Here is a 20,853-nt window from a genome sequence, read left to right as displayed (position 1 = left end):
GCACCATGGAATGCCAGAGCCTTTGCGTGCCAGCGAGATGACGATGCTCAACGATGACCAGCTACTTCGCTACAGCCGCCAGTTGATGGTGGAGGAATTTGATCTGGCCGGGCAGGACGCCCTGGCCGGGGCGCGGGTGTTGGTGGTGGGCTGTGGCGGGCTGGCCAGCCCGGCAACGTTATACCTGGCTGGTGCCGGGGTCGGCGAGCTGGTGCTGGCAGACGATGATGCAGTGGAATTGAGCAACCTGCATCGGCAGGTGGCCTTTCGGAGCGCAGATGTGGGCCAGTCCAAGGCCGAGGCCCTGAAGGCGCAATTGCTGGCGCTGAACCCGGAGGTGTCGGTGCAAGCGCATACCCTGCGGGTCGACGTCGACTGGCTGGACCGGGAGGTGGCAGCGGCCAGTGTGGTGCTGGACTGCACCGATAATTTCGCCACGCGTCAGAGCATCAATCAGGCCTGTGTGGCTCACCGGAAGCCGCTGATCAGTGGCGCCGCCATCCGCATGGACGGGCAATTGGCGGTGTTCGACCTGCGCCAGGCGGACAGCGCCTGCTACGCCTGCGTCTACGGCGATGGCACCGACGGCGATCTGGCCTGCAGCCAGGCGGGCATCGTCGGCCCGGTGGTGGGTACCATCGGCACCCTGCAGGCCTTGGCTGCCATACAGGTGCTGCAGAGCAAACCTTTGCCCGCCACCCTACGGTTGTTTGACGGTCGAACCCTGTCCTGGCGGGAAATGCGCTTTCATAAAGATCCGACCTGCCCGGTCTGTTCCCGGCCATAACCGCAGGGCCTGGCTTGTGTTGGTAGACGCAAGTCTTGAAGGGCAAGGCTCTCGGCTATAGTAGTTTTCTGCTCTTAACTTCTCGCCCCTCGCCCCTCGCCCCTCGCCGTCAGCCGTTCCGTTTGTGGATCCTCCCGGTGCAGTCTGTGTCCGCCAGAGAGCCGGGATCAGTACTCTGCGGGCGAGGACGTTTCACCGGGATTATCCTGGCGGCTGGAAGCGGATTGCGGTGTGGTAACGGTTTGCTGCTCTGGCTCCAGGATAAAGCCGGGCTGGGTGATCTCGGGCTCGGAGTCAGACAGGAAATAGACCGCCACCAGAATCAACAGGCAGATAATGATGGCGATGGAGAGAATATGGCGCATGGTCGGGACCTCCCTGGCTGTGGACGAAGGTCGGCCTTGCGAGAAGTTGTCCGGGCCAACCTCTGTGACTCCAATATAGGCCCCTGTTCCGGGAGGGACAATACAGGACCTTACAGGCTCAGGCGGACAGCTGGACCACCTGACTATTGAGATCGGTGACCTGCCGAGCCATGTCGGTAAGCAGGCTGTGGATCATGCCAGGGTTGGTGCGGATCAGGTCCTTGAATTGATGCTTGGGCACCTTGACCACGGAGCAGCGGCGTTTTGCCCTCACCGTGGCGCTGCGCGGTGAGTGGGTAAGCAGGGCGATAGCGCCGAGGACTTCGCCTTCGCTGACATGGCCCACGACCACATCATCCACCAGCACATCCGCCTGACCTTCGAACAGGCTGAAGACATAATCCGCCGGTTCCCCCTGGCGGATGATCACGTCGCCGGGTTCAAAGTAGGCAAAGCCTGGGGTGGTATGGCTTTCTTCCGGCACATGGGCCGCCAGCAGGCGTACCAGCATGGCCTGCTGGATGGTGAGGATGCGTGTCCACAGTCGCGCCAGTTGTTCATCGGCCAGCGCCGCTTCCACCAGTTTTACGGTGGGGTAGGCGGCCAGTAACACTGCGCTTTCTGCGTAGTAGTTGACCTCGTCGCTGCCAGCGTCTGGGAGAATCATGTCCCCCTCGTCCCAGGTAAACAGTTTGCGAGTCTGGCAGCGCATGCCCAGCATGCCACCTTTCACCACATAGGTGGTGTCGGCACACATGCCTTGCTGGAAGGCATCCTCGGTGGGGGCCAGAGGGAATGACTGGGGTTGCAGCGGGAGCTGCCCGATAAATTCATCGACCAGACGTTTGTACATGCGGGTCAGGGCGGAAAAGCCGCCGCTGGCTTCGGCCACGGAAATCATGCTGTGCCTCAACAAACTCAGATTTTTGCCTGAGTATGCCGTAAGAAGCGGCTACGAAACAGGGGTGAGTTGGCAGTGGATGGTGCTGGATGGCAAAAGTTGGAGACAGGGTGGCAAAGAAAACAGCAAGGACGCCTGATGCGGGGCGCCAGACCGGTCAAAACAGATAAAGCGCGTGGCGTGGAAAAGGCGTCCTTACGCTGCTCAGGGGCTGGCGTCAGGCGTCAACTCAGAGATTCCCTCAGTAGTCCCGCTCGCGGGGGCCGAATTGCGGTGCTTCCTTTTTCTGTCCCGCCTGCAGGGCGCGACGATAGTTTTTGCCGCGCAGCAGCTTGAACTGCAGTTTGCTTTCGGTATCGAAGGCTTGGGCTTCCGGTGCATTCCAGGTTTGCTGGAACAGACTCTTGGCCGCGCTGATGCCATCCGGGGAACGGGTCTTGATGGCCTCGGCCAGTTGCTCGGCTTCCGCCAGTGGGTCGTCGGCAACCCGGGTGACCAGATTCAGGGTCTTGGCTTCGTCACCCTTGAACAGGCGGCCGGTCATGGTCAGTTCTTTGGCCACATCCATGGGAACCAGTTCGCGCACGGTGACACTGCCTGTCATGTCCGGGATCAGCCCCCACTTGATTTCCATGATCGACATTTCGCAGTCCGGGGTGCTGATACGGAAATCCGCTGCCAGGGCGATCTGCATGCCGCCACCGTAGCAGTAACCATGCAGCACAGTGATGACCGGAATGGGCAGCTCGCGCCAGCACCAGCAGACTTCCTGAAACAGGTTGGTTTTCTTGACGCCGTATTTGGTGAAACCTTTCAGTAATTTCAGCGGCTGTTTCATCACCGTGCCGAAATCCAGCCCGGCACAAAAGGCCTTGCCTTCGCCCTGCATGATGACCACGCGCAGGCTCTTGTCCTTGCGTACGGCTTTGGCAGCTTCCACCAGTCCTTCCATCATGGCGAAATCCAGGCCGTTGTACTTGTCGGCCCGGTTCAAAGTGACATAGGCAATGTCATTTTTCTTTTCCAGGGTAACGCGGTTCTGGAAGGTGGTGGTCATATAGCCTCCGGCTGGCTGGCACGCCACACGCTTCACGCCAGCACGCAAAAAGCGTGACGAGTGGAGCGTGTGGGTGTGATGCGTTATTGCAGTTTTTTCTGCAATAACTGGTTCAATTGCTGCGGGTTTGCTTTGCCCTGTGTCGCCTTCATTGCCTGGCCCACAAAGAAACCGATTTTTTTCTTTTTCTTGGCATCGTCAGAGTTGCGGTAATCTTCAACCTGGGCGGCGTTGTTGGCGATGATGTCATCGACGATTTTTTCCAGCTCGCCGCTGTCGCTCATCTGTTTGAGGCCCTTGGCTTCAATGATGGCATCCGGGTCACCTTCGCCGGCCCAGCAGGCTTCGAATACCTGCTTGGCAATTTTGGAGCTGATGGTGCCGTCCTTGAGACGGGCAATCAGTTGCCCCAGTTGTTCGGCAGAAACAGGGCTGTCGCTGATGGTTTTTTCTTCCGCGTTCAACCTGGCGGCCATTTCACCCATCACCCAGTTGGCTGCCAGCTTGGCGTCGCCGCCAGCCTTGGTGACCGCTTCAAAGAAGGTGGCGGTGGCGACGGAGCCGGACAACAGATCGGCGTCGTACTCGGACAACTGATAGTCGTCGATGAAACGAGCCTTGCGCGCATTGGGCAGTTCCGGCATGGCGGCTTTCAGTGCCTCGATATCTGCGTCGGTAATGGCTACCGGGAGCAGATCCGGGCAGGGGAAGTAGCGGTAGTCGTTGGCATCTTCCTTGCTGCGCATGGAGCGGGCGGTGTGCGTGTCGCCATTGTAGAGACGGGTCTCCTGCACGATTTCGCCGCCGTCTTCGAGCACATCAATCTGTCGTTCCACTTCCAGCGCAATGGCTTTTTCCATGAAGCGGAAAGAGTTCAGGTTTTTGGTCTCGGTACGGGTGCCCAGTTCATCGCCGGGCTTGCGGATGGATACGTTCACATCAAAACGCATGTTGCCCTGGGACATGTCGCCATCGCAGATGCCGATAGAGGTGACGATGGCGTGTAGTTTGCGAGCGAATGCCACCGCTTCTTCGGCATTGGACATATCCGGTTCCGTGACCACTTCGATCAGCGGCGTGCCGGCCCGATTCAGGTCGATGCCGGTCATGCCATGGAAGTCTTCGTGCAAGGATTTCCCTGCGTCTTCTTCCAGATGCGCATGGTGGATGCGCACGTTTTTCTTTTCGCCGCTTTCCAGCTGAATTTCCACGACGCCGGCACCGACAATAGGTTCGGCTAACTGAGTGGTTTGATAGCCCTTCGGCAGATCCGGATAAAAATAATTTTTCCGTTCAAACACACTGTGGCGACAGATGTCCGCATTGATGGCCAGACCGAACAGTGCGGCCTTGCGCACCGCTTCCTTGTTCACCACCGGCAGGGTGCCGGGCATGCCCAGGTCTACCAATGATGCCTGGGTATTCGGCTCGGCGCCGGTGGACAGTTTGCTGCCGGAAAACAGTTTGCTGACGGTGTTGAGCTGGACATGAATTTCCAGACCGATCACGACTTCCCAACTCATTGGTCACCTCCAAAAGCGGGTGCCTGTTTATGCCAGTCGGTGGCCTGCTGATATTTGTGCGCCACGTTGAGGATTTGTCCTTCCCGGAAATAGTTGCCGATCACCTGGGTGCCGGTGGGTAGGCCATTGATAAAACCGGTGGGCATGGACAACGCCGGCAGGCCGGCCAGGTTAACGCCGATGGTGAACACGTCGGCCATATACATGCTCACCGGGTCGTCTTTCTTGGCGCCCAGTTTGAAGGCGGTTTCCGGAGCGGTGGGACCCATCAGCACGTCCACTTTTTCGAAGGCGCGTGCAAAGTCATCACGAATCAGGCGACGGACCTGCTGGGCGCGGCGGTAGTAGGCATCGTAGTAGCCGGCTGACAGGGCGTAGGCACCGACCAGAATACGGCGTTTCACTTCGTCGCCGAAGCCTTCGGAGCGGGAGCGTTTGTACAGGTCTTCCAGATCTTTCGGGTCGTCACAGCGATGGCCGAAACGCACGCCGTCGAAGCGGCTCAAATTGGAGCTGGCTTCCGCCGGGGCGATCACATAGTAGGCCGGTACCGACAGCTTGATGCTGGGCAGCGATACGGACACCACCTTGGCGCCCAGTTTTTCCAGTTCGCGAATCGCGGCGCGGCTGTTGTCGGCGATGGCGCCATCCAGCGTGTCCGGGAAAAACTCTTCCGGGATGCCAATGGTCAGGCCACTGATGTCGTTGTTCAGGGCGCCGAGATAGTCATCCACCTTTTCATCGAGGCTGGTGGAGTCACGCTGGTCGTGACCGGCCATGGCCTGCAGCATCAGGGCGCAGTCTTCAGCGCTCTGGGCCATGGGGCCAGCCTGGTCCAGGCTGGAGGCGAAGGCGATCATGCCCCAGCGGGACACCCGGCCGTAGGTGGGCTTGAGCCCGGTAATGTTGTTCAGGGCCGCTGGCTGGCGAATCGAGCCGCCGGTGTCGGTGCCGGTGGCACCGGGGGCCAGGCGTGCACCCAGGCAGGCGGCGGCACCACCGGAGGAGCCACCGGGTACCCGCTCCAGGTCCCAGGGGTTTTTCACCGGGCCGTAGTAGCTGGTCTCGTTGGAAGAGCCCATGGCGAACTCGTCCATATTGGTCTTGCCCAGCATCACCGCGCCTTCGGCGGCCATCTTTTCCACCACCGTGGCGGTATAGGGGGCAATAAAGGAGTCCAGCATCTTCGAGCCGCAGCTGGTGCGCACGCCCTCGGTGCAGAAAATGTCCTTGTGGGCGATGGGCAGGCCGGTGAGCAGGCCGCCGTTGCCAGCCGCGAGGGCAGTATCGGCGGCATCCGCCTGGGCCAGTGCCTGCTCTGCGGTCACGGAAATGAAGCTGTTGAGCTCGCCGTCGTGTTGCTGAATGCGGGCCAGGAAGTGCTCGGTGAGCTCCCGGGAGGAGAAGTCCCCGGCAGCCAGACCGGCCTTGAGTTCTGTCAGTGTCTTGTTGTGCATGGCGTTGCTCATCACCTTTTTACTCAATCACCCGGGGAACCAGGAAACAGCCGTCTTCGGCAGCGGGGGCGATGTCCAGTGCCTTGTCGCGCACGTTGGGCTCGCTGACTTCGTCTTCACGCAGGGGCTGGGTGACGTCCAGCGGGTGGGCCATGGGCGCCACATCAGTCACATCGGCCTGCTGCAGTTGGTCCACCATGGCAAGAATGTCATTGAGGCGGTCAGACAGGGCGCCGCTGTCTGATTCATCCACTTTCAGGCGCGCCAGATGCGCCACCTGGGCTACCACCTTGGAATCAATGGCCATGATTCTCTCCGTTGGGATTCTCTGCGCTGGGCAGAGATAAGCTAATGCGGGTCTGGAAAGCCGCAAAAAGTACCATAGACCGCCTGTCCGGGGCCACTGCCCACCAGCGTAAAAGCCGTAGTGTCAGCTTGCCCAATGCCCCTGCCATTGCTAGAGTTGCGCCATCTTGTGAGATGCCCGGTTTTTTCCCGCCCGGTGTCGTTTTTTCGCGAAAATTTCAGGAAACACGCCAGAGATGTCCATGATCAAGCGTATTCGGGGGATGTTCTCCACCGATTTGTCCATCGATTTGGGGACCGCCAACACCCTTATATATGTACGTGGCCGCGGCATCGTCCTGGACGAGCCGTCCGTGGTGGCCATTCGTCACCATGGCGCCCAGAAGAGTGTGGCTGCCGTGGGGGCCGATGCAAAGCGTATGCTGGGTCGTACTCCCGGCAACATTACCGCCATCCGTCCCATGAAGGATGGGGTGATCGCTGACTTCGATGTCACCGAGAAAATGCTCCAGTACTTTATCAAGAAGGTCCACGACACCGGGTTCTTCCCGCCGGCGCCCCGCGTGCTGGTGTGCGTGCCCTGCAAATCCACCCAGGTGGAGCGTCGGGCTATCCAGGATTCCGCCTACGGCGCCGGGGCCCGCGATGTCTATCTGATTGAAGAGCCCATGGCTGCGGCCATTGGTGCCGGTCTGCCGGTAGAGGAAGCGCGCGGCTCCATGGTGGTGGACATTGGTGGTGGTACCACCGAGATTGCCCTGATTTCCCTGAACGGCGTGGTCTATTCCGAGTCCGTGCGTATCGGTGGCGACCGTTTCGACGAAGCGATTGTGGCCTTTGTGCGTAAGGAATACGGCTCGCTGATCGGTGAATCCACCGCCGAGCGTATCAAGCATGAAATCGGTACCGCCTATCCGGGTTCCGAGATCCGCGAGATCGACGTGCGCGGCCGTAACCTGGCTGAAGGGGTGCCGCGCAGCTTCACCCTGAATTCCGAGGAAATCCTGGAAGCGTTGAAAGAACCGCTGGCGGCCATCGTCAATGCGGTGAAAAACGCGCTGGAAGCCTCGCCGCCGGAACTGGCCTCCGATATCGCCGAGCGTGGCCTGGTGATTACCGGTGGTGGCGCCTTGCTCCGTGATATCGACCGGCTGATCAGCGAAGAAACCGGTTTGCCGGTGATTGTCGCCGATGATCCTCTGACCTGTGTGGCCCGTGGGGGCGGCAAGGCGCTGGAGCTGATGGACAGCCAGGGTTTCGATATGCTGGCCATGGGGTAATCGCCCATGGCTGCCCCGGCCAATCCTACCTACCGACTGCTGATCGCGCTGGTTCTGGCCATCATCATGATGGTGCTGGACCAGCGCACCCCCTGGGCTGCGCCCGTGCGGCATGTGCTCGGCTATCTCACCGCCCCTATTCATTATCTGGCCCACCTGCCGGTGGACTCCAGTGAGTGGCTGTCCGAACAGACCCAGAGCCGCGGCTCCCTGATGGATGAAAACCGGCGTCTGCAGCGCCAGGCCCTGATTCTGGAACAGAAGGTTCAGCGTCTGGCGGTGCTGGAAGCGGAAAACGTGCGTCTACGTGAGTTGCTTAACTCCTCGGCGGATCTGGATGCCAATGTGCTGGTGGCCGAGATCATCGGCGTGGATCCGGATCCGAACCGCCAGGAGCTGGTCATCAACAAGGGCCGGGGTGATCAGGTTTCCCGGGGGCAGGCGGTGCTGGATGCCCAGGGGTTGATCGGTCAGGTGGTGGATGCGGGGCCGCTCAGCGCCCGGGTGCTGCTGGTCACCGATGCCAGCCACGCCATGAGCGTACAGGTGAATCGCAACGGCGTGCGTGCGGTCCTCGCCGGCACCGGTCAGTCCGATGGGCTCAAGCTGCTCTACGTGCCGGATACGGCGGACATCCGCGAGGGCGACCTGTTGGTGAGCACCGGCTTGGGCCAGCGTTATCCGCGCGGCTATCCCGTGGCCACGGTCACCACCGTGCGCCACCAGTCCGGTGCACCTTTCGCGGAAATAACCGCCCGGCCCACCGCCCGGGTAGACCGGGCCAGCCATGTGCTGCTGGTGCAGCCCACAGAGAAACCCCTGATTCCGGTACCTGATCCGGAGGCCGTCAATGATGCATGATCGTCCCGCCGGTACCGGTGTCATTATCGTCACCTTGCTGATCGCCGCGTTGCTGGAAGTGGTGCCGCTACCGGAAAGCGTCAACTGGGTGCGCCCGGAGTGGATGCTGCTGGTGCTGGTTTACTGGGTGCTGGAATTGCCCAGCCGCATCGGTGTGTTGTGGGGCTTCTTTGTTGGCCTGTATCACGATGTGCTGGTGGGTACCACGCTGGGGCAATGGGGGCTGGCCTATGCGCTGGGTGCCTTTGTGATGCTGGCCGCCTACAAGCGCATGCGGGTATTTACCTCGCTGCAGCAGTGTGCCGTGGTCTTCCTGCTAGTGGGTACCGTCAGCCTACTGGCATTTCTGGTGCAGGAATCTGTGGGCCGTACCCTGTATCCGCCTTACACCATTCTTTATGCTTCCCTGACCAGCGCAGTGCTTTGGCGTCCGGTCTGTGCGCTATTGCGCTGGGTGCAGCTGCGTTTTCTAGTACGCTGAAGAGCAATTGACAGTTGATAATTGAGAATTGATAGCGAAAACCGCCAACTGCTCGTAGTAATACGTGGGTGCTCCGTCAGTTTCGTTATCAATTACCCATTATCAATTATCCATTTTTTCTGATCCTATGATTCTTTATCTCGCCTCAGGTTCGCCACGTCGGGCAGAGCTGCTACGGCAGATCGCTGTTCCCTTTTCCGTGCTGCCCGCTCCGGATATCGATGAAACCCCGTTGCCGCAGGAGCCGCCCCTGGAGTATGTCTGCCGGATGGCCCGGGAGAAGGCCCAGGCCGGTGCGGTGGCAGCCCATGGCCAGCCGCTCGGCGCTGTGCTCGGGGCTGATACAGCAGTGGTGCTGGGTGACGAGATACTGGGCAAGCCGGCGGATAAGGAACAGGCGCTGGCCATGCTGAAGGCTCTCAACGGGAACGAGCATCAGGTCATGTCTGCGCTGGCGTTGTCGCACCGGGGACAGCTGGAGGTACGGTACGCCATTACCCGGGTGCAATTCCGCCATCTTGATGAGGTGCACCTGCAGGCTTATGTGGATACCGGCGAAGGCGCTGACAAGGCGGGAGGTTATGGCATTCAGGGGCTGGGCGCAGCGCTGGTGGCCTCGTTGACGGGCAGTTACAGTGGGGTAGTCGGCCTGCCGCTGGAACAGATGGTGGAACTGCTGGATCAGGTCGGCATTCGTTATTGGCAAACCAACTGACTATGGCCTCGACCCGACCCAATCGCTGGCATCGACTTTATCCGTCCCTCTGGTGGCTGACGGTGGCCTTGCTGCTGCTGATGGCGGCCTATGTGGTGGTCGGCCGCCAGTTGATGCTGCTGGTACCGGATTATCGCGAACGGCTGGAAGTGCTCTTTGAAGAACGTATCCAGACACCGCTGACCATCGCCGAGCTGGACGGCAAGATGTCCGGCCTGGTGCCCCAGTTTGTGGCCCGTCAGATTCGCCTGCCGGCCCCTGAAGGCGACACCGCGCTGGAGCTGGACGAGGTGGTGCTGGGCATCGACGTGTTCCGTTCTTTGTTGCACCGGGATCTGGTGCTCAAGGAGCTGCGCATTCATGGGGTGGAGCTGCATCTGGTGCGCGGCGAGGATGGCAGTATCCGTCTGCGTGGCCTGGAGGCGCTGGGCAGCAATGACCCGGAGCAGCGGCCGCCGCTGGAGCGTATTCTCACCCTGTTTTACCGCCAGCAGTTGCTGGTGATCAGCGATGCCCGTTTGTCCATGGAGTGGCCGGGTATGCCGCCACTGGCGGCCTCCGAGCTGGAAGCCACCCTGATCAATCGGGGGGATGAGCACCGGCTGGCGCTGAATCTGGAGGCCCGTGATCGGCCCCTGTCCCTGCAGGCGCGCATTCATCTGCATGGCGATGCGTTTTCCCTGCAAGAGGTGGAAGCGGATCTCTACGCCAGCCTCAAGGGCGAGCGGCTGCATGAGTGGCTGCCCGAGGAACTGGGCTGGCCGGTGCAGGTGGCAGCCCTGGATGGCCGCCTGAAGGTATGGTCAACCCTGAAACAGGGGCAGCCCCATGATGCCCGCATCAATCTCAATCTCCCTGCCCTGACTTTGCAGCAGAACGGTCAGGACTGGCCCATGACCGAGCTGTCGGCGCGGCTGGCCCTGGTTCGTGACGGCGAGAGGGCGACTCTGTCCCTGACCAACCTGGCCGCTGATTCGCCGGCCGGCACCCTCAACCTGGGAGACCTGGCGCTGCGCTGGCAGACCCGGGGGGAGCAGCGGCAATGGCAGTTCCGGGGCAATGAATTGCCTCTCCATGCGCTCAGTCAGCAGTTTCAGCAGTGGCCTTTTGCCGTGCCCGGGAACCTGCAACAGGTCCGTGAACGTTTGACGGTGCAGGCGCCACGGGGGCTGCTGGATGGTGTTTATGTGCAGGGCCGTGCCCGGCAAGTGGAGAAATTCCAGTTGCGCTTCACGGGTCTGTCGAGCCAGGCGCAGGACCGGATACCCGGTGTACAGGGGCTTTCCGGCTGGGTGTCGGGCAGTCCTTCCGAAGGGCAGGCGCATCTGCACAGCGACAATCTGAGCCTGCAATTTCCGCGGCTTTATGACCATGCCCTGGGTGGCCAGGTCAGCGGGCTGCTGGACTGGCGGCGTGATGGCGAGCAGCTGTTGGTGCGCTCCGGGCGGTTGCGCGTGGTCAATCCGGATGCCCATGGCGAGGCGCTCATGCAGCTCAGTCTGCGCCCCGAGCAGATTCCGCAATTGCGCCTGGCGGCAGAAATCTACGAAGGCAATGGTGCCCGCGCCAGCCATTACATGCCGCTCAAGCGGTTACCCGAGGGGTTGTCTGGCTGGCTTGGGCAAGCTATCCAGGGCGGCCATCTGCAGCGTGGGCAGATTCTTTATCAGGGGCCGGTGAAAATCGACAAGAGCCGCCAGCAGGATCGCACCTTGCAGATGCGTTATCAGGCCAGCGATGTGCGCTTGTCTTTTCTGCCGGATTGGCCGGTAGCCAGTGACGTGTCGGCGGATGTGCTGATCAACGGCCGCCAGGTTCGCGGGCTGGCTCGCAGCGGGACATTGCTGGGTAGCGAGCTGCAGGACGTACACGTTGATGTGCCGGATTTTGCCACCGGCGAGACGCCGAGGCTGATTATTTCCGGTCGGGCTCGAGGGCCGGTCAAGGATCTGGATACGCTGTTTCAGGATACCCCTCTGCGTAAACAGCTCCCTGAAGAACTGCTGGATTGGCGTTTCCGAGACGGCAGCATGGCGGGGTATCTGTTGCTGGATATTCCCCTGCAAAAAGGCAGCGGCACACCGGTGGTGATTGTGGATGCCCAGGTGAACGATGCCACTCTTAACAATACGCCGCGCAAACTGCAGGTAACCGAGGCCTCGGCACCGGTCTATTTTCATTCGCGTGATGGCATGCAGATCGACCGCCTGCAGGCCCGGGCCCTGGGGGGGCAATTCGGTGGCCAGTGGCTGACCCGTGATGGCCGCAGCCGCTTGCAGCTCGATGGCAGCCTGCCCATGAAGCAGGCGGCAAACTGGCTGGGCTTTCCCTGGCTGAAGCCTCTGTCCGGGCAATTACCGCTGGGGCTGACTGTGCAGATTCCCTGGCAGGGCACCCCGTTTTCCCTGCGAGCGGCCTCGTCGATGAAAGGGATTACCGTGGATGCACCGGCGCCGCTCGGCAAGTCTGCCGAGGCAACCCGACCGCTGGATATCCGGCTCAGTAATCCGGGCAGACGTCTGGCGCTGGACATGGAATACGGCGGGCTGCTGCGAGGGGCGTTTCGCATCGACAAGCGCGTGCGTGGTGATCTGCTGCTGGGCAGCGGCACCTTGCAGGTGCCCGCCGAGGGGATTCAGGTACGCGGCCGGCTGGCTAACGCCAGTGTGGAGCCCTGGATCGACTTTATCGGTAACCGGCTGATGCCTTCACTGAATGCTGGCAGTGGTGGCGGGGTGGCTACCGCCGATGCCTCCCTGAGCAAGGTCAGCCTGCAGGTGGATCGCCTGGATCTGTTTGGCATGGAGGTAGCCGATACCCGGCTCTCGGTGCTGCCGGCGGTGGCTGGCTGGGATATGGCGCTGAGTAGCCGTGCGGTGGCCGGGTCTGTGCGCATTCCGGATGGCTTCACGGCCCGGGGTGAGGCGCCGCTTGCCATGTCGGTGTCCCGCCTCAATCTGAAGCTGCCCGAGGGAGCGCTCGGCGATGACGGGGAAACCGCACCGGTGTCGCCGCTGACACTGCCGCCGCTGGATGCGGATTTCAACAGTATCGTTATCAACGGTGAGGACTACGGCCAGTGGCAAGGCAAGGTGCGGCCGGTGAAACAGGGCGTGCGTATTTCCGATCTGGACGGGCGCTGGCGATCCAGCCGTTTTCAGGGCACGCTGGACTGGACCGAGGAGGCCGGCAAGTCTTACAGCCGCTTCAACGGCAGCCTGTCCTCGGACAATCTTGGCCGCTCCCTGAACGCCTGGGGTATGCCGGCACTGATCGAGTCCGACGATGCCCGCGCGCAAGTTGTGCTTGGCTGGACAGACTGGCCGTTGAATATGAATTATCTGGCCCTGGAGGGGCAGACCCAGGTGGATATCGGGGAATGCCGGATTCCGGATACCGATACCAAAACCTCATTCCTGCGCCTGCTGGGTATTCTCAATATCGGCACGATCCAGCGTCGTTTACGGCTGGATTTCTCGGACCTGTACAAGAAGGGCATGAGCTGCGACAGCATTACTGGCGACTTCTCCATTGATGGCCCCCGGGTGGCTACATCCAATCTGGCCATTGATTCGCCCTCAGCCGCGATTCGCGTCAAGGGTGCCATTGATCTGGAAAAGGAAACCCTGGATCACAACATGGAGGTGACCCTGCCATTGTCCAGTAACCTGTATGCGGGCTGTCTGGCAGGGCCGGCAGCCTGTGCGGGTATTTTTGTGGTGGAGCGGATCTGGGGCGACCGGCTCGACAAGACAACCACCATGGAATACCGGGTAACCGGTAACTGGAGCAGCCCACAAGTGAAAGAAACCGAGGGGATATTCGAATGACGGTGCAACGCTATCAAATTGCCGCCATCCAGATGACCAGCGGCAAGCAGCCCGATGACAACCTGCGCCAGGCGGGAGCGCTACTGGCCGAGGCCCGGCAAAAGGGTGCCGAGCTGGCCGTGTTGCCGGAAAATTTCGCCGGCTACGGCGTTGATTACCGGGTGCTGGGTGAGCGTCATGACGAGCTGGTCGGCTGGTTGTGTGAGCAGGCCAGCAGCCTGGACATGGCGATCATTGGCGGCAGTCTGCCTGCACTGCAGCGCCCGGATAGGCAGCCGGTACCATCACCACTTGTGCGCACCTGTTCCATCGCGGTAAACGCTGCCGGGGAATGCCTGGCCCGCTACGACAAGCTGCACCTGTTCGATGCGGATGTGCAGGATGCCCAGGGTCGTTACCGTGAGTCGGATTTTTTTGAGCCCGGCCAGGAGGTGGTGACCACCACTCTGGGTGATCTGCAGGTGGGCATGGCGATCTGTTATGACCTGCGCTTTCCGGCGCTTGCCCAGCGGCTGGTTGCCGCCGGGGCGCATCTGTTGGTGTATCCCTCTGCCTTTACCGCGGTCACCGGCGCGGCCCACTGGCAACTGCTGCTGCGTGCCACGGCGGTACAGACCGGCTGTTATGTGCTGGGCGCCAACCAGTGCGGCCAGCACGGCCCGCGTCGGGCCACCTATGGGCATTCCATGCTGGTGGACCCCTGGGGCCGGGTGGTGGATAGTCTGAGCGATTCTCCCGGTGCTCTTGTGGCCGAGCTGGACCTTGCTACCATGAATGAGCTTCGGCAAAGCATGCCGGTTCAACAGCATCAACGATTCCGAATTGAAGGACCCTATGACACATAACGACGCCCTATCCATTGCCGAGTCCGTACTGCTGGCGCCGGCAAACCTGCACACCCCGCAATTGGCGTCGCTGCTGAACGGCAAACTGACCGGCCAGGCAGATTATGCCGACATGTATTTCCAGCACAGCCGCCATGAGGCCTGGGTGCTGGAAGACGGTATCGTCCGTGATGCCAGCTTCAATACCGAGCGCGGCGCCGGTGTGCGCATTGTCCAGGGCGATAAGACCGGGTTTGCCTATAGTGATGACATCACCCTGGACGCGTTGCAGCAGGCCAGCGGTGCCGCCCGTGCCATTACCCGACATGGTCAGGACCGGCAGATCCAGCTTGCCAGTCGGGCGGTGCCGGCCCGTTATGCCGCCATTGATCCGCTACTGGGCTGGCCCGCCGAAGACAAGGTGGCCCTGCTGCAACGTATCGATGCCTTGGCCCGCTCACTGGACCCGGCCATCGTGGAAGTCACGGCCAGCCTCAGTGCTGAACAGGATGTGATCATGGTGGTCGCCAGTGACGGCACCCTGGCGGCGGATGTGCGGCCATTGATCCGCTGCAATGTGAGCGTGATCGCCGAACGCAATGGCCGCCGCGAGCGCGGCAGTGCCGGCGGTGGTGGTCGGGTGGCCTACGACTGGCTGTTGCAGGAAGAGCGTATCGAAACCTGGGCCCGGGAAGCCGTACGTGGCGCCTTGCTGAACCTGGAAGCCGAAGCAGCACCGGCAGGCACCATGCCGGTGGTATTGGGGCCGGGCTGGCCCGGTGTGCTGTTGCACGAAGCGGTGGGCCATGGTCTGGAAGGCGATTTCAATCGCAAGGGCACTTCCATGTTTGCCAAGAAATTTGGCCAGCAGGTGGCGTCGCCCCTGTGTACCGTGGTGGACGATGGCACCCTGCCGGATCGCCGAGGCTCTCTGACCATCGACGACGAAGGCACCCCTACCGCCTGCAATACCCTGATCGAAAACGGCAAGTTGGTGGGTTTCATGCAGGACAAGACCAGCGCCCGGCTGATGGGTGTGGCGCCCACCGGTAACGGCCGGCGGGAATCCTATGCCCACCTGCCCATGCCACGCATGACCAACACCTACATGCTGCCCGGTGAGAGTGATCCGCAGGATATTGTTGCCAGTCTCGATCGCGGCATTTACGCGGTGAACTTCGGAGGTGGCCAGGTGGATATCACGTCCGGGCGTTTTGTCTTTTCCACCAGCGAAGCCTACCTGGTGGAGAAGGGCAAAATCGTCTGCCCGGTGAAAGGCGCCACCCTGATCGGTAGCGGCGCGGAAGTGATGAGCCGCATCTCCATGGTCGGTAATGATCTGGCCCTGGACAGTGGCATCGGCGTTTGCGGCAAGGATGGCCAGTCCGTGCCGGTGGGCGTGGGTCAGCCCACCCTGCGTGTGGACGCCCTCACCGTGGGGGGCACTGCCTGATGTCCCAGGTACTGGACGTTCTGTCACGCATGCGTCTGTTCGCCGGGCTCAGTGATGAAGAACTGGCGGTACTGGAAAAGCTGGTATTTGTTAACCGGGTTCCTGCCGGGGAACCGGTATGCCGGGAAGGGGACCGCAGTGATTTTGTCTGCTTTGTGGTGCGCGGTTGTCTGGATATCGTCAAGAACAGCGAAGCCGGTGGCGAGGTGGTGATTGCCCATTTACGGCCGGGTGATTCCATGGGCGAGATGGCGCTGGTGGATAACGAGCCCCGATCGGCTACAGTCCGTGCCGCCGAGGATGCCACCCTGATCGTGCTCACCCGCAAGGGTATCGAGCAATTGCGTAAACGCAGCCCCCATGCGGTCAGTCTGATCATGGAAAACATTGCCCGCCTGTTATGCCTGCATCTGCGTCGCACTTCGTCACAGCTGGCCCAGTTCAAATTACCGGTAGGATAACAAACGCTAATAAACACGTTACGGGTTTGCCGATGAAAGTATTCTGCCTTGGAATGGTTCTGGTTGCGCTGGTTGGCTGTGATCCGGTGCAGTGGCCGGCGGATGTGCGTTTGCCGGACGGGGCGGTGTATGACGGCGATACCCGAGATGATCTCTTCCACGGCGAAGGTACGCTGACCTGGCCGGATGGTCGCTACTACGAAGGGGAATTCCGCGAAGGGCGGCTTAATGGTCACGGCAAGCTGGTGGATCGGCGCGGCTGCGCTCATCAAGGTCAGTTTGTCGACGGCGTCCTGCACGGGGAAGGGCAGTTCACCTGTGACGATGCCACCTGGCAGGGGCGCTTCGAACAGGGTGAGCTGATTGAGGGCACCGTCAGCTATGAGAGCGGCGGCTCTTACCAGGGCAAATTCCGTGATTTCGCCCCCCATGGCCAGGGAATCTGGGTCACCGAGGATGGCGCGCACTATGAAGGCCGGTTCGAGGATGGCGAGCTGCTCAAGGGCACTTACCGGGATGAGGAAGGTTACCGCTATGAAGGGGAATTTCGCTATTTTTCCTATCACGGCCAGGGGGTGCTGACCCGCCCGGATGGCGTGGTGATTCGTGGCAAGTTTGAAAACGGCCATGCTCACGGCAGCGGCACGCGCACTCAGCCGGCTGAGGGCGACGGTGAGCCGCAGGAAGAAAAAGGGTATTTCGTGCGTGGACGCTATTACGCCAGTGAGCAGGTCTACCGGGAAAATCGCCATGCCCGGGCAGCAAAAATGGAGGCCCGCCTGTACACCGAATCCAGCCGTTTACAGTCGGTGTTGTCATCCTTGGCGCCACAGCGGCCGGGAGTGCGTGATGTTTACCTGCTGGTGGTAGGTGGCGATGGCACCGAGGCTGTGTTTGCCCGCGAAGTGGACTGGGTGGCGGAACGGCTGGGCTCGGTATTTGATCTCAACCGCCGGCAGGTGCGTTTGATCAACGGCGGCAGCGATGATCTGCCTCTGGCGACCCGAACCAGTGTACGTGAAGCGCTGCAAGCGCTGGATGCCCTGCTGGATCCGCAAGAAGATCTGCTCATGGTGCATCTGGTCAGCCATGGTTCCAAAGAGGGCGCCCTGTTACTGGATGATCGAAATCTCAAGCTTAATGATCTGAGCGTGGCGGACGGCAAACAGTGGCTGAATGGCCTGCAGGCAAAGCATCAATGGCTGGTGGTGTCGGCCTGCTATTCCGGAAAATGGGTAGACGCCCTGGCTTCACCGCAGCGGGTTGTGTTTGCTTCTGCAGCGTCGGATCGTACCTCCTTCGGTTGCGGTGACGACTCCGACCGTACCTGGTTCAGCAAGGCGTTGTACGGTGAGGATATGGTGGCCGGCATCGCCGATCCGCAGGCCTGGTTTGCTGCTGCCAACGAGAAGGTCTCGGGGATGGAGGAAGAGCAAGGCATTGAGGGCGATGCGCACTCCATGCCGCAAAAGGCAGTGGGGGAGGCATTTTTGCGCTGGTGGCAGGGAAATAAAGCAGTTAACAGTGAATAGCGAAAACCCGTGAGTGATCGGAACGTAGGGTGGATTAGCCTAAGCGTAATCCACCTTCGGTTTCGCACATGGTGGGGGCAATGCGGGGAAAACATGGTGGATTACGCTTAGGCTAATCCACCCTACGCCACCCGGATGGGTGTTGCGTGTAGATGTGTTGCTCGCTGTGTGCAGGCAGCGCTTCTCAGTACAGCGGCGCGGTTTTGTCCAGTTGGTTCAGGTAGCTCATCAGCTTGCGTCGCTCGCGTTTGAACTTGTCTTTTTCCGCGGCGGAAGCCGTGGTCGGGTCGGCAATGCGGGCCTTGAGCGCGTTACGGCTCAGGTTGCGCAGTTGCTGGCGGTCACCGTGGGGGAAGAAGTCCAGGACTTGCTGCAGGGTGCTTTCGGCGTCCCTAGGCTGGTCGCAGGCCATGATCTGTTCTACCCAGTTGGTCAGCCGTTGCTGGCGGAACGGATCATGAAACGCTTCCAGCGCCTGGATGATCTGCTCGCTGTTGGATTCGCGCATCAGGCGGCCGATGTACTGGGCATGGCGACGGCGAGCCTCGTGGTGGTTGATGCGGGCTGCTTCGTCCAGGGCTTTTTTCAGTTCATCGCCCAAGGGCAGTCGCTCGCGCTCCGCCGGCTTCATGTCCATTAACGAGAGTCCCAGCTCCTGCAAAGCACTGTCATCGCGTTTTTGTTGTGTCTTGCTGGTCAGCAGGTCGTCGTTATACTCGGTCATTGGATTTCGGCTTTCCTGTTTTGCGTGCGGCGTGTTGCGTGAAGCTTGCCGACGGACTTTTTCTGATTACGGAACCGCTATTTTATGTCTGATTCCCCCGCAACGACAGCAGAACTGGATATTGCCCAATTACGCCAGGCGGAAGATACCGCCGCCTGGGTGCTGGAAGAGGCGAAACGGCAGGGTGCCGATGGGGCAGAAGTGAATGTGAGTCTGTCCCAGGGATATTCGGTCAATGTGCGCCAAGGGGAGGTGGAAACCGTGGAATTCCACCGCGACCGGGGGGTGTCGGTGACCCTGTTCCGCGGCCAGCGCAAGGGCCACGCCAGCAGTTCCGACGACAACCGTGACAGCCTGCGCGACACCATTCAGGCGGCGGCCTCCATTGCCCGCTACACCGAGGAAGATCGTTATGCGGGTCTGGCACCGGCCTCGATGCTGGCTCGGGAGGTGCCGGACCTGGACCTGTATCACCCCTGGGCAATGGATACCCAGGCGGCCATCGACGAGGCATTGCGCTGTGAAACCATTGCCCGCAATGATGAGCGTATCGTCAATTCTGAAGGCGCGTCCATCAACAGTGGCGCCAGCCTGCGGGTCTTTGCCACCTCGGAAGGTTTTCTGCACGGCTACCGTGGTACCCATCATAGCCGGGTCTGCAGCGTGGTGGCGGAAGACGATGATGGCATGCAGCGTGATTACTGGTACGACGGAGGCCGCATCGGTGAGCGGCTGGCCAGCGCCGAAGAGATTGGCGAAAAGGCCCGCGAGAGAACGCTGGCACGGCTGGGGGCGAGCATTCCGGAGACCGGTGAATTGCCGGTGATCTTTGCGCCGGAAGTGGCATCCGGCCTGCTGGGTCACCTGGTGTCCGCCATCAGCGGCGGCGCCCTGTTCCGTCGCAGCTCCTTCCTGCAGGACAGCATTGGGACTGCGGTGTTGCCCAAGGGCTATGCCCTGACGGAGAACCCGCATCTGTCTGCCGGAAACGCCTCCGCCCCTTTCGATGGCGATGGCCTGCCCACCTGCGCCCAGTCTTTCGTGGAGGACGGCGTGCTGCGCCAGTATGTACTGGGCCTGTACGCCGGTCGCCGTTTGCAGATGGACCCCACCGGCAATGGTGGCGGGGTACGTAACCTGTCTATCACCGATACGGGCGAGTCACTGGCAGCGTTGATGGCCCGGGTGCCGAAAGGCATTCTGATCACGGAAGTCATGGGGCAGGGAGTAAATCTGGTGACAGGAGACTATTCTCGTGGCGCCAGCGGTTTCTGGTTTGAGAACGGCGTCATACAAGGAGCGTTGCAAGAGTTTACCATTGCGGGGCATTTGGGGGAGATGCTCAAGGGTATTCAGGGTAGCGGCACCGATGTGGATTATCGGGGTAACATCGCCAGCGGCTCGCTGTTGCTGTCGCCGATGAAAATCGCAGGGCGATAGCGACAGGTTGTATCCGGGCATTTTCAATGGATGAATTTTTTTCGGGAAAGGAGCAAACCGTGAGTGAAATCAATCCGTATCAACAGCCGCAGGCCGAGCTGATTGATGACAATAATCCGCCGGCACAGCCGCTGACCATTCTGGCCGAGCCGCGCAAAATCAGTGTGGGGGACGCGCTGGGCTGGATCGGCAGTGGTCACAAGATGCTGCCGGGACACTGGGGTGTGGTGCTTGGGGCCCTGGTGGTCACCGTGCTGATCACCTCTGCCTTCCAGATCATTCCGTTGCTTGGCATGATCGCTCAGATTCTGGCGACGCCTCTACTTTACGCGGGGATCGTGAAAATTTTCCATCGCATGGAAACCGAGGGCAACTCGGATTTTGCCGACTTGTTCGCCGCGTTTTCTGATCGAACCGGTCCACTGATTCTGATGGCACTGGCTCAGCTCGGTGTGATGCTGCTGCTCGGGGCTGTTTTCGGTGGCCTGGGGTATGCGTTGGGTGCCGGAGGCGCTGGTACTGGAGCGATGATAGTGATTGGCCTGTTGGGTCTGGTAGCCATGTTTGGCTTCGTCTATCTGTTCTATTTCACCGTGCCGCTGATCTTTCTGGGCAACAAGGGTGTGGGCGAAGCCATGAAGCTGAGCCTTCGCGGCTTCACCCGCAATGTAATTCCCATGATCGTTTACCTGCTGGTCACCATGGTGATCGTGCTGGTGGCTGCCTTGCCACTACTGCTGGGGTGGCTGTTCGTCATGCCGATTCTGGCCGGCGCCTACTACGTCTCTTTCCGGCAGATTTTTGTGGAATAAATTTCGTAGTAGAGCATGACAAAAAAGGCGCCAATCAATGGCGC

General features: G+C 60.7%; 19 protein-coding genes. 12 read left to right on the top strand and 7 right to left on the bottom strand.

Annotated elements, in window-relative coordinates; all coding sequences use genetic code 11:
* Positions 1-43: 43 nt before the first annotated feature.
* Positions 44-787 (top strand): HesA/MoeB/ThiF family protein, encoded by a 744-nt coding sequence (locus tag T9A_RS10545; RefSeq protein WP_035248126.1) that lies wholly within the window; start codon positions 44-46, stop codon positions 785-787.
* A gap of 167 nt (positions 788-954) precedes the next feature.
* On the opposite strand, the gene T9A_RS10540 is transcribed toward T9A_RS10545, so the two are convergent.
* The 6 genes from T9A_RS10540 to gatC form a co-directional block, all read right to left on the bottom strand.
* A complete protein-coding gene (locus T9A_RS10540) occupies positions 955-1,152 on the bottom strand; it encodes a hypothetical protein (RefSeq protein ID WP_035248124.1) in 198 nt (65 codons plus the stop codon).
* A 118-nt stretch (positions 1,153-1,270) separates the two neighbouring features.
* Positions 1,271-2,053, bottom strand: a complete 783-nt coding sequence (locus T9A_RS10535) for a cyclic nucleotide-binding domain-containing protein (RefSeq protein WP_035248123.1) — start codon at positions 2,051-2,053, stop codon at positions 1,271-1,273.
* Positions 2,054-2,294: 241 nt separating this feature from the next.
* On the bottom strand, positions 2,295-3,110 hold the full coding sequence (locus tag T9A_RS10530) for a crotonase/enoyl-CoA hydratase family protein (RefSeq protein ID WP_035248121.1): 816 nt from the start codon (positions 3,108-3,110) through the stop codon (positions 2,295-2,297).
* Between the two features lie 83 nt (positions 3,111-3,193).
* Positions 3,194-4,633, bottom strand: a complete 1,440-nt coding sequence (gatB, locus tag T9A_RS10525; RefSeq protein WP_035248119.1) for an Asp-tRNA(Asn)/Glu-tRNA(Gln) amidotransferase subunit GatB — start codon at positions 4,631-4,633, stop codon at positions 3,194-3,196.
* Positions 4,630-6,090 (bottom strand): Asp-tRNA(Asn)/Glu-tRNA(Gln) amidotransferase subunit GatA, encoded by a 1,461-nt coding sequence (gene gatA / locus T9A_RS10520; protein WP_035248245.1) that lies wholly within the window; start codon positions 6,088-6,090, stop codon positions 4,630-4,632. Before gatA ends, gatB begins: the two co-directional genes overlap by 4 nt.
* A gap of 19 nt (positions 6,091-6,109) precedes the next feature.
* A complete protein-coding gene (gene gatC, locus T9A_RS10515; protein WP_035248117.1) occupies positions 6,110-6,397 on the bottom strand; it encodes an Asp-tRNA(Asn)/Glu-tRNA(Gln) amidotransferase subunit GatC in 288 nt (95 codons plus the stop codon).
* A 241-nt stretch (positions 6,398-6,638) separates the two neighbouring features.
* Between gatC and T9A_RS10510 the strand changes: the two genes are divergently transcribed.
* The 9 genes from T9A_RS10510 to T9A_RS10470 all read left to right on the top strand — a co-directional run bounded on the left by T9A_RS10510 (position 6,639) and on the right by T9A_RS10470 (position 17,833).
* Positions 6,639-7,676 carry a rod shape-determining protein gene (locus tag T9A_RS10510; protein ID WP_035248243.1) on the top strand — a complete coding sequence of 346 codons (1,038 nt, stop codon included), beginning with the start codon at positions 6,639-6,641 and terminating at the stop codon, positions 7,674-7,676.
* A gap of 6 nt (positions 7,677-7,682) precedes the next feature.
* On the top strand, positions 7,683-8,537 hold the full coding sequence (mreC, locus tag T9A_RS10505; protein ID WP_035248115.1) for a rod shape-determining protein MreC: 855 nt from the start codon (positions 7,683-7,685) through the stop codon (positions 8,535-8,537).
* Positions 8,527-9,018 (top strand): rod shape-determining protein MreD, encoded by a 492-nt coding sequence (mreD, locus tag T9A_RS10500; protein WP_035248113.1) that lies wholly within the window; start codon positions 8,527-8,529, stop codon positions 9,016-9,018. Before mreC ends, mreD begins: the two co-directional genes overlap by 11 nt.
* A 127-nt stretch (positions 9,019-9,145) precedes the next feature.
* Positions 9,146-9,733: a Maf family protein gene (locus T9A_RS10495; protein WP_035248112.1), complete on the top strand. Its 588-nt coding sequence runs from the start codon at positions 9,146-9,148 to the stop codon at positions 9,731-9,733.
* 2 nt (positions 9,734-9,735) lie between these two features.
* Positions 9,736-13,563, top strand: a complete 3,828-nt coding sequence (locus T9A_RS10490; RefSeq protein ID WP_035248111.1) for a YhdP family protein — start codon at positions 9,736-9,738, stop codon at positions 13,561-13,563.
* On the top strand, positions 13,560-14,408 hold the full coding sequence (locus T9A_RS10485) for a carbon-nitrogen hydrolase family protein (RefSeq protein WP_035248110.1): 849 nt from the start codon (positions 13,560-13,562) through the stop codon (positions 14,406-14,408). Before T9A_RS10490 ends, T9A_RS10485 begins: the two co-directional genes overlap by 4 nt.
* On the top strand, positions 14,398-15,840 hold the full coding sequence (tldD, locus tag T9A_RS10480) for a metalloprotease TldD (protein ID WP_035248108.1): 1,443 nt from the start codon (positions 14,398-14,400) through the stop codon (positions 15,838-15,840). Before T9A_RS10485 ends, tldD begins: the two co-directional genes overlap by 11 nt.
* Complete coding sequence (locus T9A_RS10475; RefSeq protein WP_035248106.1) at positions 15,840-16,301, top strand: Crp/Fnr family transcriptional regulator; 462 nt, start codon at positions 15,840-15,842, stop codon at positions 16,299-16,301. Before tldD ends, T9A_RS10475 begins: the two co-directional genes overlap by 1 nt.
* 32 nt (positions 16,302-16,333) lie before the next feature.
* Complete coding sequence (locus T9A_RS10470) at positions 16,334-17,833, top strand: C13 family peptidase (protein WP_035248104.1); 1,500 nt, start codon at positions 16,334-16,336, stop codon at positions 17,831-17,833.
* A 184-nt stretch (positions 17,834-18,017) separates the two neighbouring features.
* Here the strand turns inward: T9A_RS10470 and yjgA are convergent, their stop codons facing one another.
* Positions 18,018-18,557 carry a ribosome biogenesis factor YjgA gene (gene yjgA, locus T9A_RS10465; protein WP_035248101.1) on the bottom strand — a complete coding sequence of 180 codons (540 nt, stop codon included), beginning with the start codon at positions 18,555-18,557 and terminating at the stop codon, positions 18,018-18,020.
* An 84-nt stretch (positions 18,558-18,641) separates the two neighbouring features.
* Here yjgA and pmbA point away from each other — a divergent pair, with 84 nt between their 5' ends.
* Both pmbA and T9A_RS10455 read left to right on the top strand, forming a co-directional pair.
* Positions 18,642-19,997 (top strand): metalloprotease PmbA, encoded by a 1,356-nt coding sequence (gene pmbA, locus T9A_RS10460; RefSeq protein WP_052042809.1) that lies wholly within the window; start codon positions 18,642-18,644, stop codon positions 19,995-19,997.
* A 59-nt stretch (positions 19,998-20,056) separates the two neighbouring features.
* Entirely contained in the window at positions 20,057-20,809 is a 753-nt protein-coding gene (locus tag T9A_RS10455) for a BPSS1780 family membrane protein (RefSeq protein WP_035248239.1), read from the top strand.
* Positions 20,810-20,853: the final 44 nt, after the last annotated feature.

The organism is Alcanivorax jadensis T9, assembly GCF_000756655.1.
GTDB lineage: Bacteria > Pseudomonadota > Gammaproteobacteria > Pseudomonadales > Alcanivoracaceae > Alcanivorax > Alcanivorax jadensis.
This window is presented reverse-complemented; position numbering and strand designations above follow the sequence as displayed.

Coding starts and splice junctions, on each gene's coding strand:
- T9A_RS10535 (WP_035248123.1), bottom strand. CDS start 2,053: ATGATTTCCGTGGCCGAAGCCAGCGGCGGCTTTTCCGCCCTGACCCGC.
- mreD (WP_035248113.1), top strand. CDS start 8,527: ATGATGCATGATCGTCCCGCCGGTACCGGTGTCATTATCGTCACCTTG.
- pmbA (WP_052042809.1), top strand. CDS start 18,642: ATGTCTGATTCCCCCGCAACGACAGCAGAACTGGATATTGCCCAATTA.
- T9A_RS10545 (WP_035248126.1), top strand. CDS start 44: ATGCTCAACGATGACCAGCTACTTCGCTACAGCCGCCAGTTGATGGTG.
- T9A_RS10540 (WP_035248124.1), bottom strand. CDS start 1,152: ATGCGCCATATTCTCTCCATCGCCATCATTATCTGCCTGTTGATTCTG.
- tldD (WP_035248108.1), top strand. CDS start 14,398: ATGACACATAACGACGCCCTATCCATTGCCGAGTCCGTACTGCTGGCG.
- T9A_RS10490 (WP_035248111.1), top strand. CDS start 9,736: ATGGCCTCGACCCGACCCAATCGCTGGCATCGACTTTATCCGTCCCTC.
- yjgA (WP_035248101.1), bottom strand. CDS start 18,557: ATGACCGAGTATAACGACGACCTGCTGACCAGCAAGACACAACAAAAA.
- gatC (WP_035248117.1), bottom strand. CDS start 6,397: ATGGCCATTGATTCCAAGGTGGTAGCCCAGGTGGCGCATCTGGCGCGC.
- gatA (WP_035248245.1), bottom strand. CDS start 6,090: ATGCACAACAAGACACTGACAGAACTCAAGGCCGGTCTGGCTGCCGGG.
- T9A_RS10475 (WP_035248106.1), top strand. CDS start 15,840: ATGTCCCAGGTACTGGACGTTCTGTCACGCATGCGTCTGTTCGCCGGG.
- T9A_RS10510 (WP_035248243.1), top strand. CDS start 6,639: ATGATCAAGCGTATTCGGGGGATGTTCTCCACCGATTTGTCCATCGAT.
- T9A_RS10485 (WP_035248110.1), top strand. CDS start 13,560: ATGACGGTGCAACGCTATCAAATTGCCGCCATCCAGATGACCAGCGGC.
- gatB (WP_035248119.1), bottom strand. CDS start 4,633: ATGAGTTGGGAAGTCGTGATCGGTCTGGAAATTCATGTCCAGCTCAAC.
- T9A_RS10495 (WP_035248112.1), top strand. CDS start 9,146: ATGATTCTTTATCTCGCCTCAGGTTCGCCACGTCGGGCAGAGCTGCTA.
- T9A_RS10530 (WP_035248121.1), bottom strand. CDS start 3,110: ATGACCACCACCTTCCAGAACCGCGTTACCCTGGAAAAGAAAAATGAC.
- mreC (WP_035248115.1), top strand. CDS start 7,683: ATGGCTGCCCCGGCCAATCCTACCTACCGACTGCTGATCGCGCTGGTT.
- T9A_RS10470 (WP_035248104.1), top strand. CDS start 16,334: ATGAAAGTATTCTGCCTTGGAATGGTTCTGGTTGCGCTGGTTGGCTGT.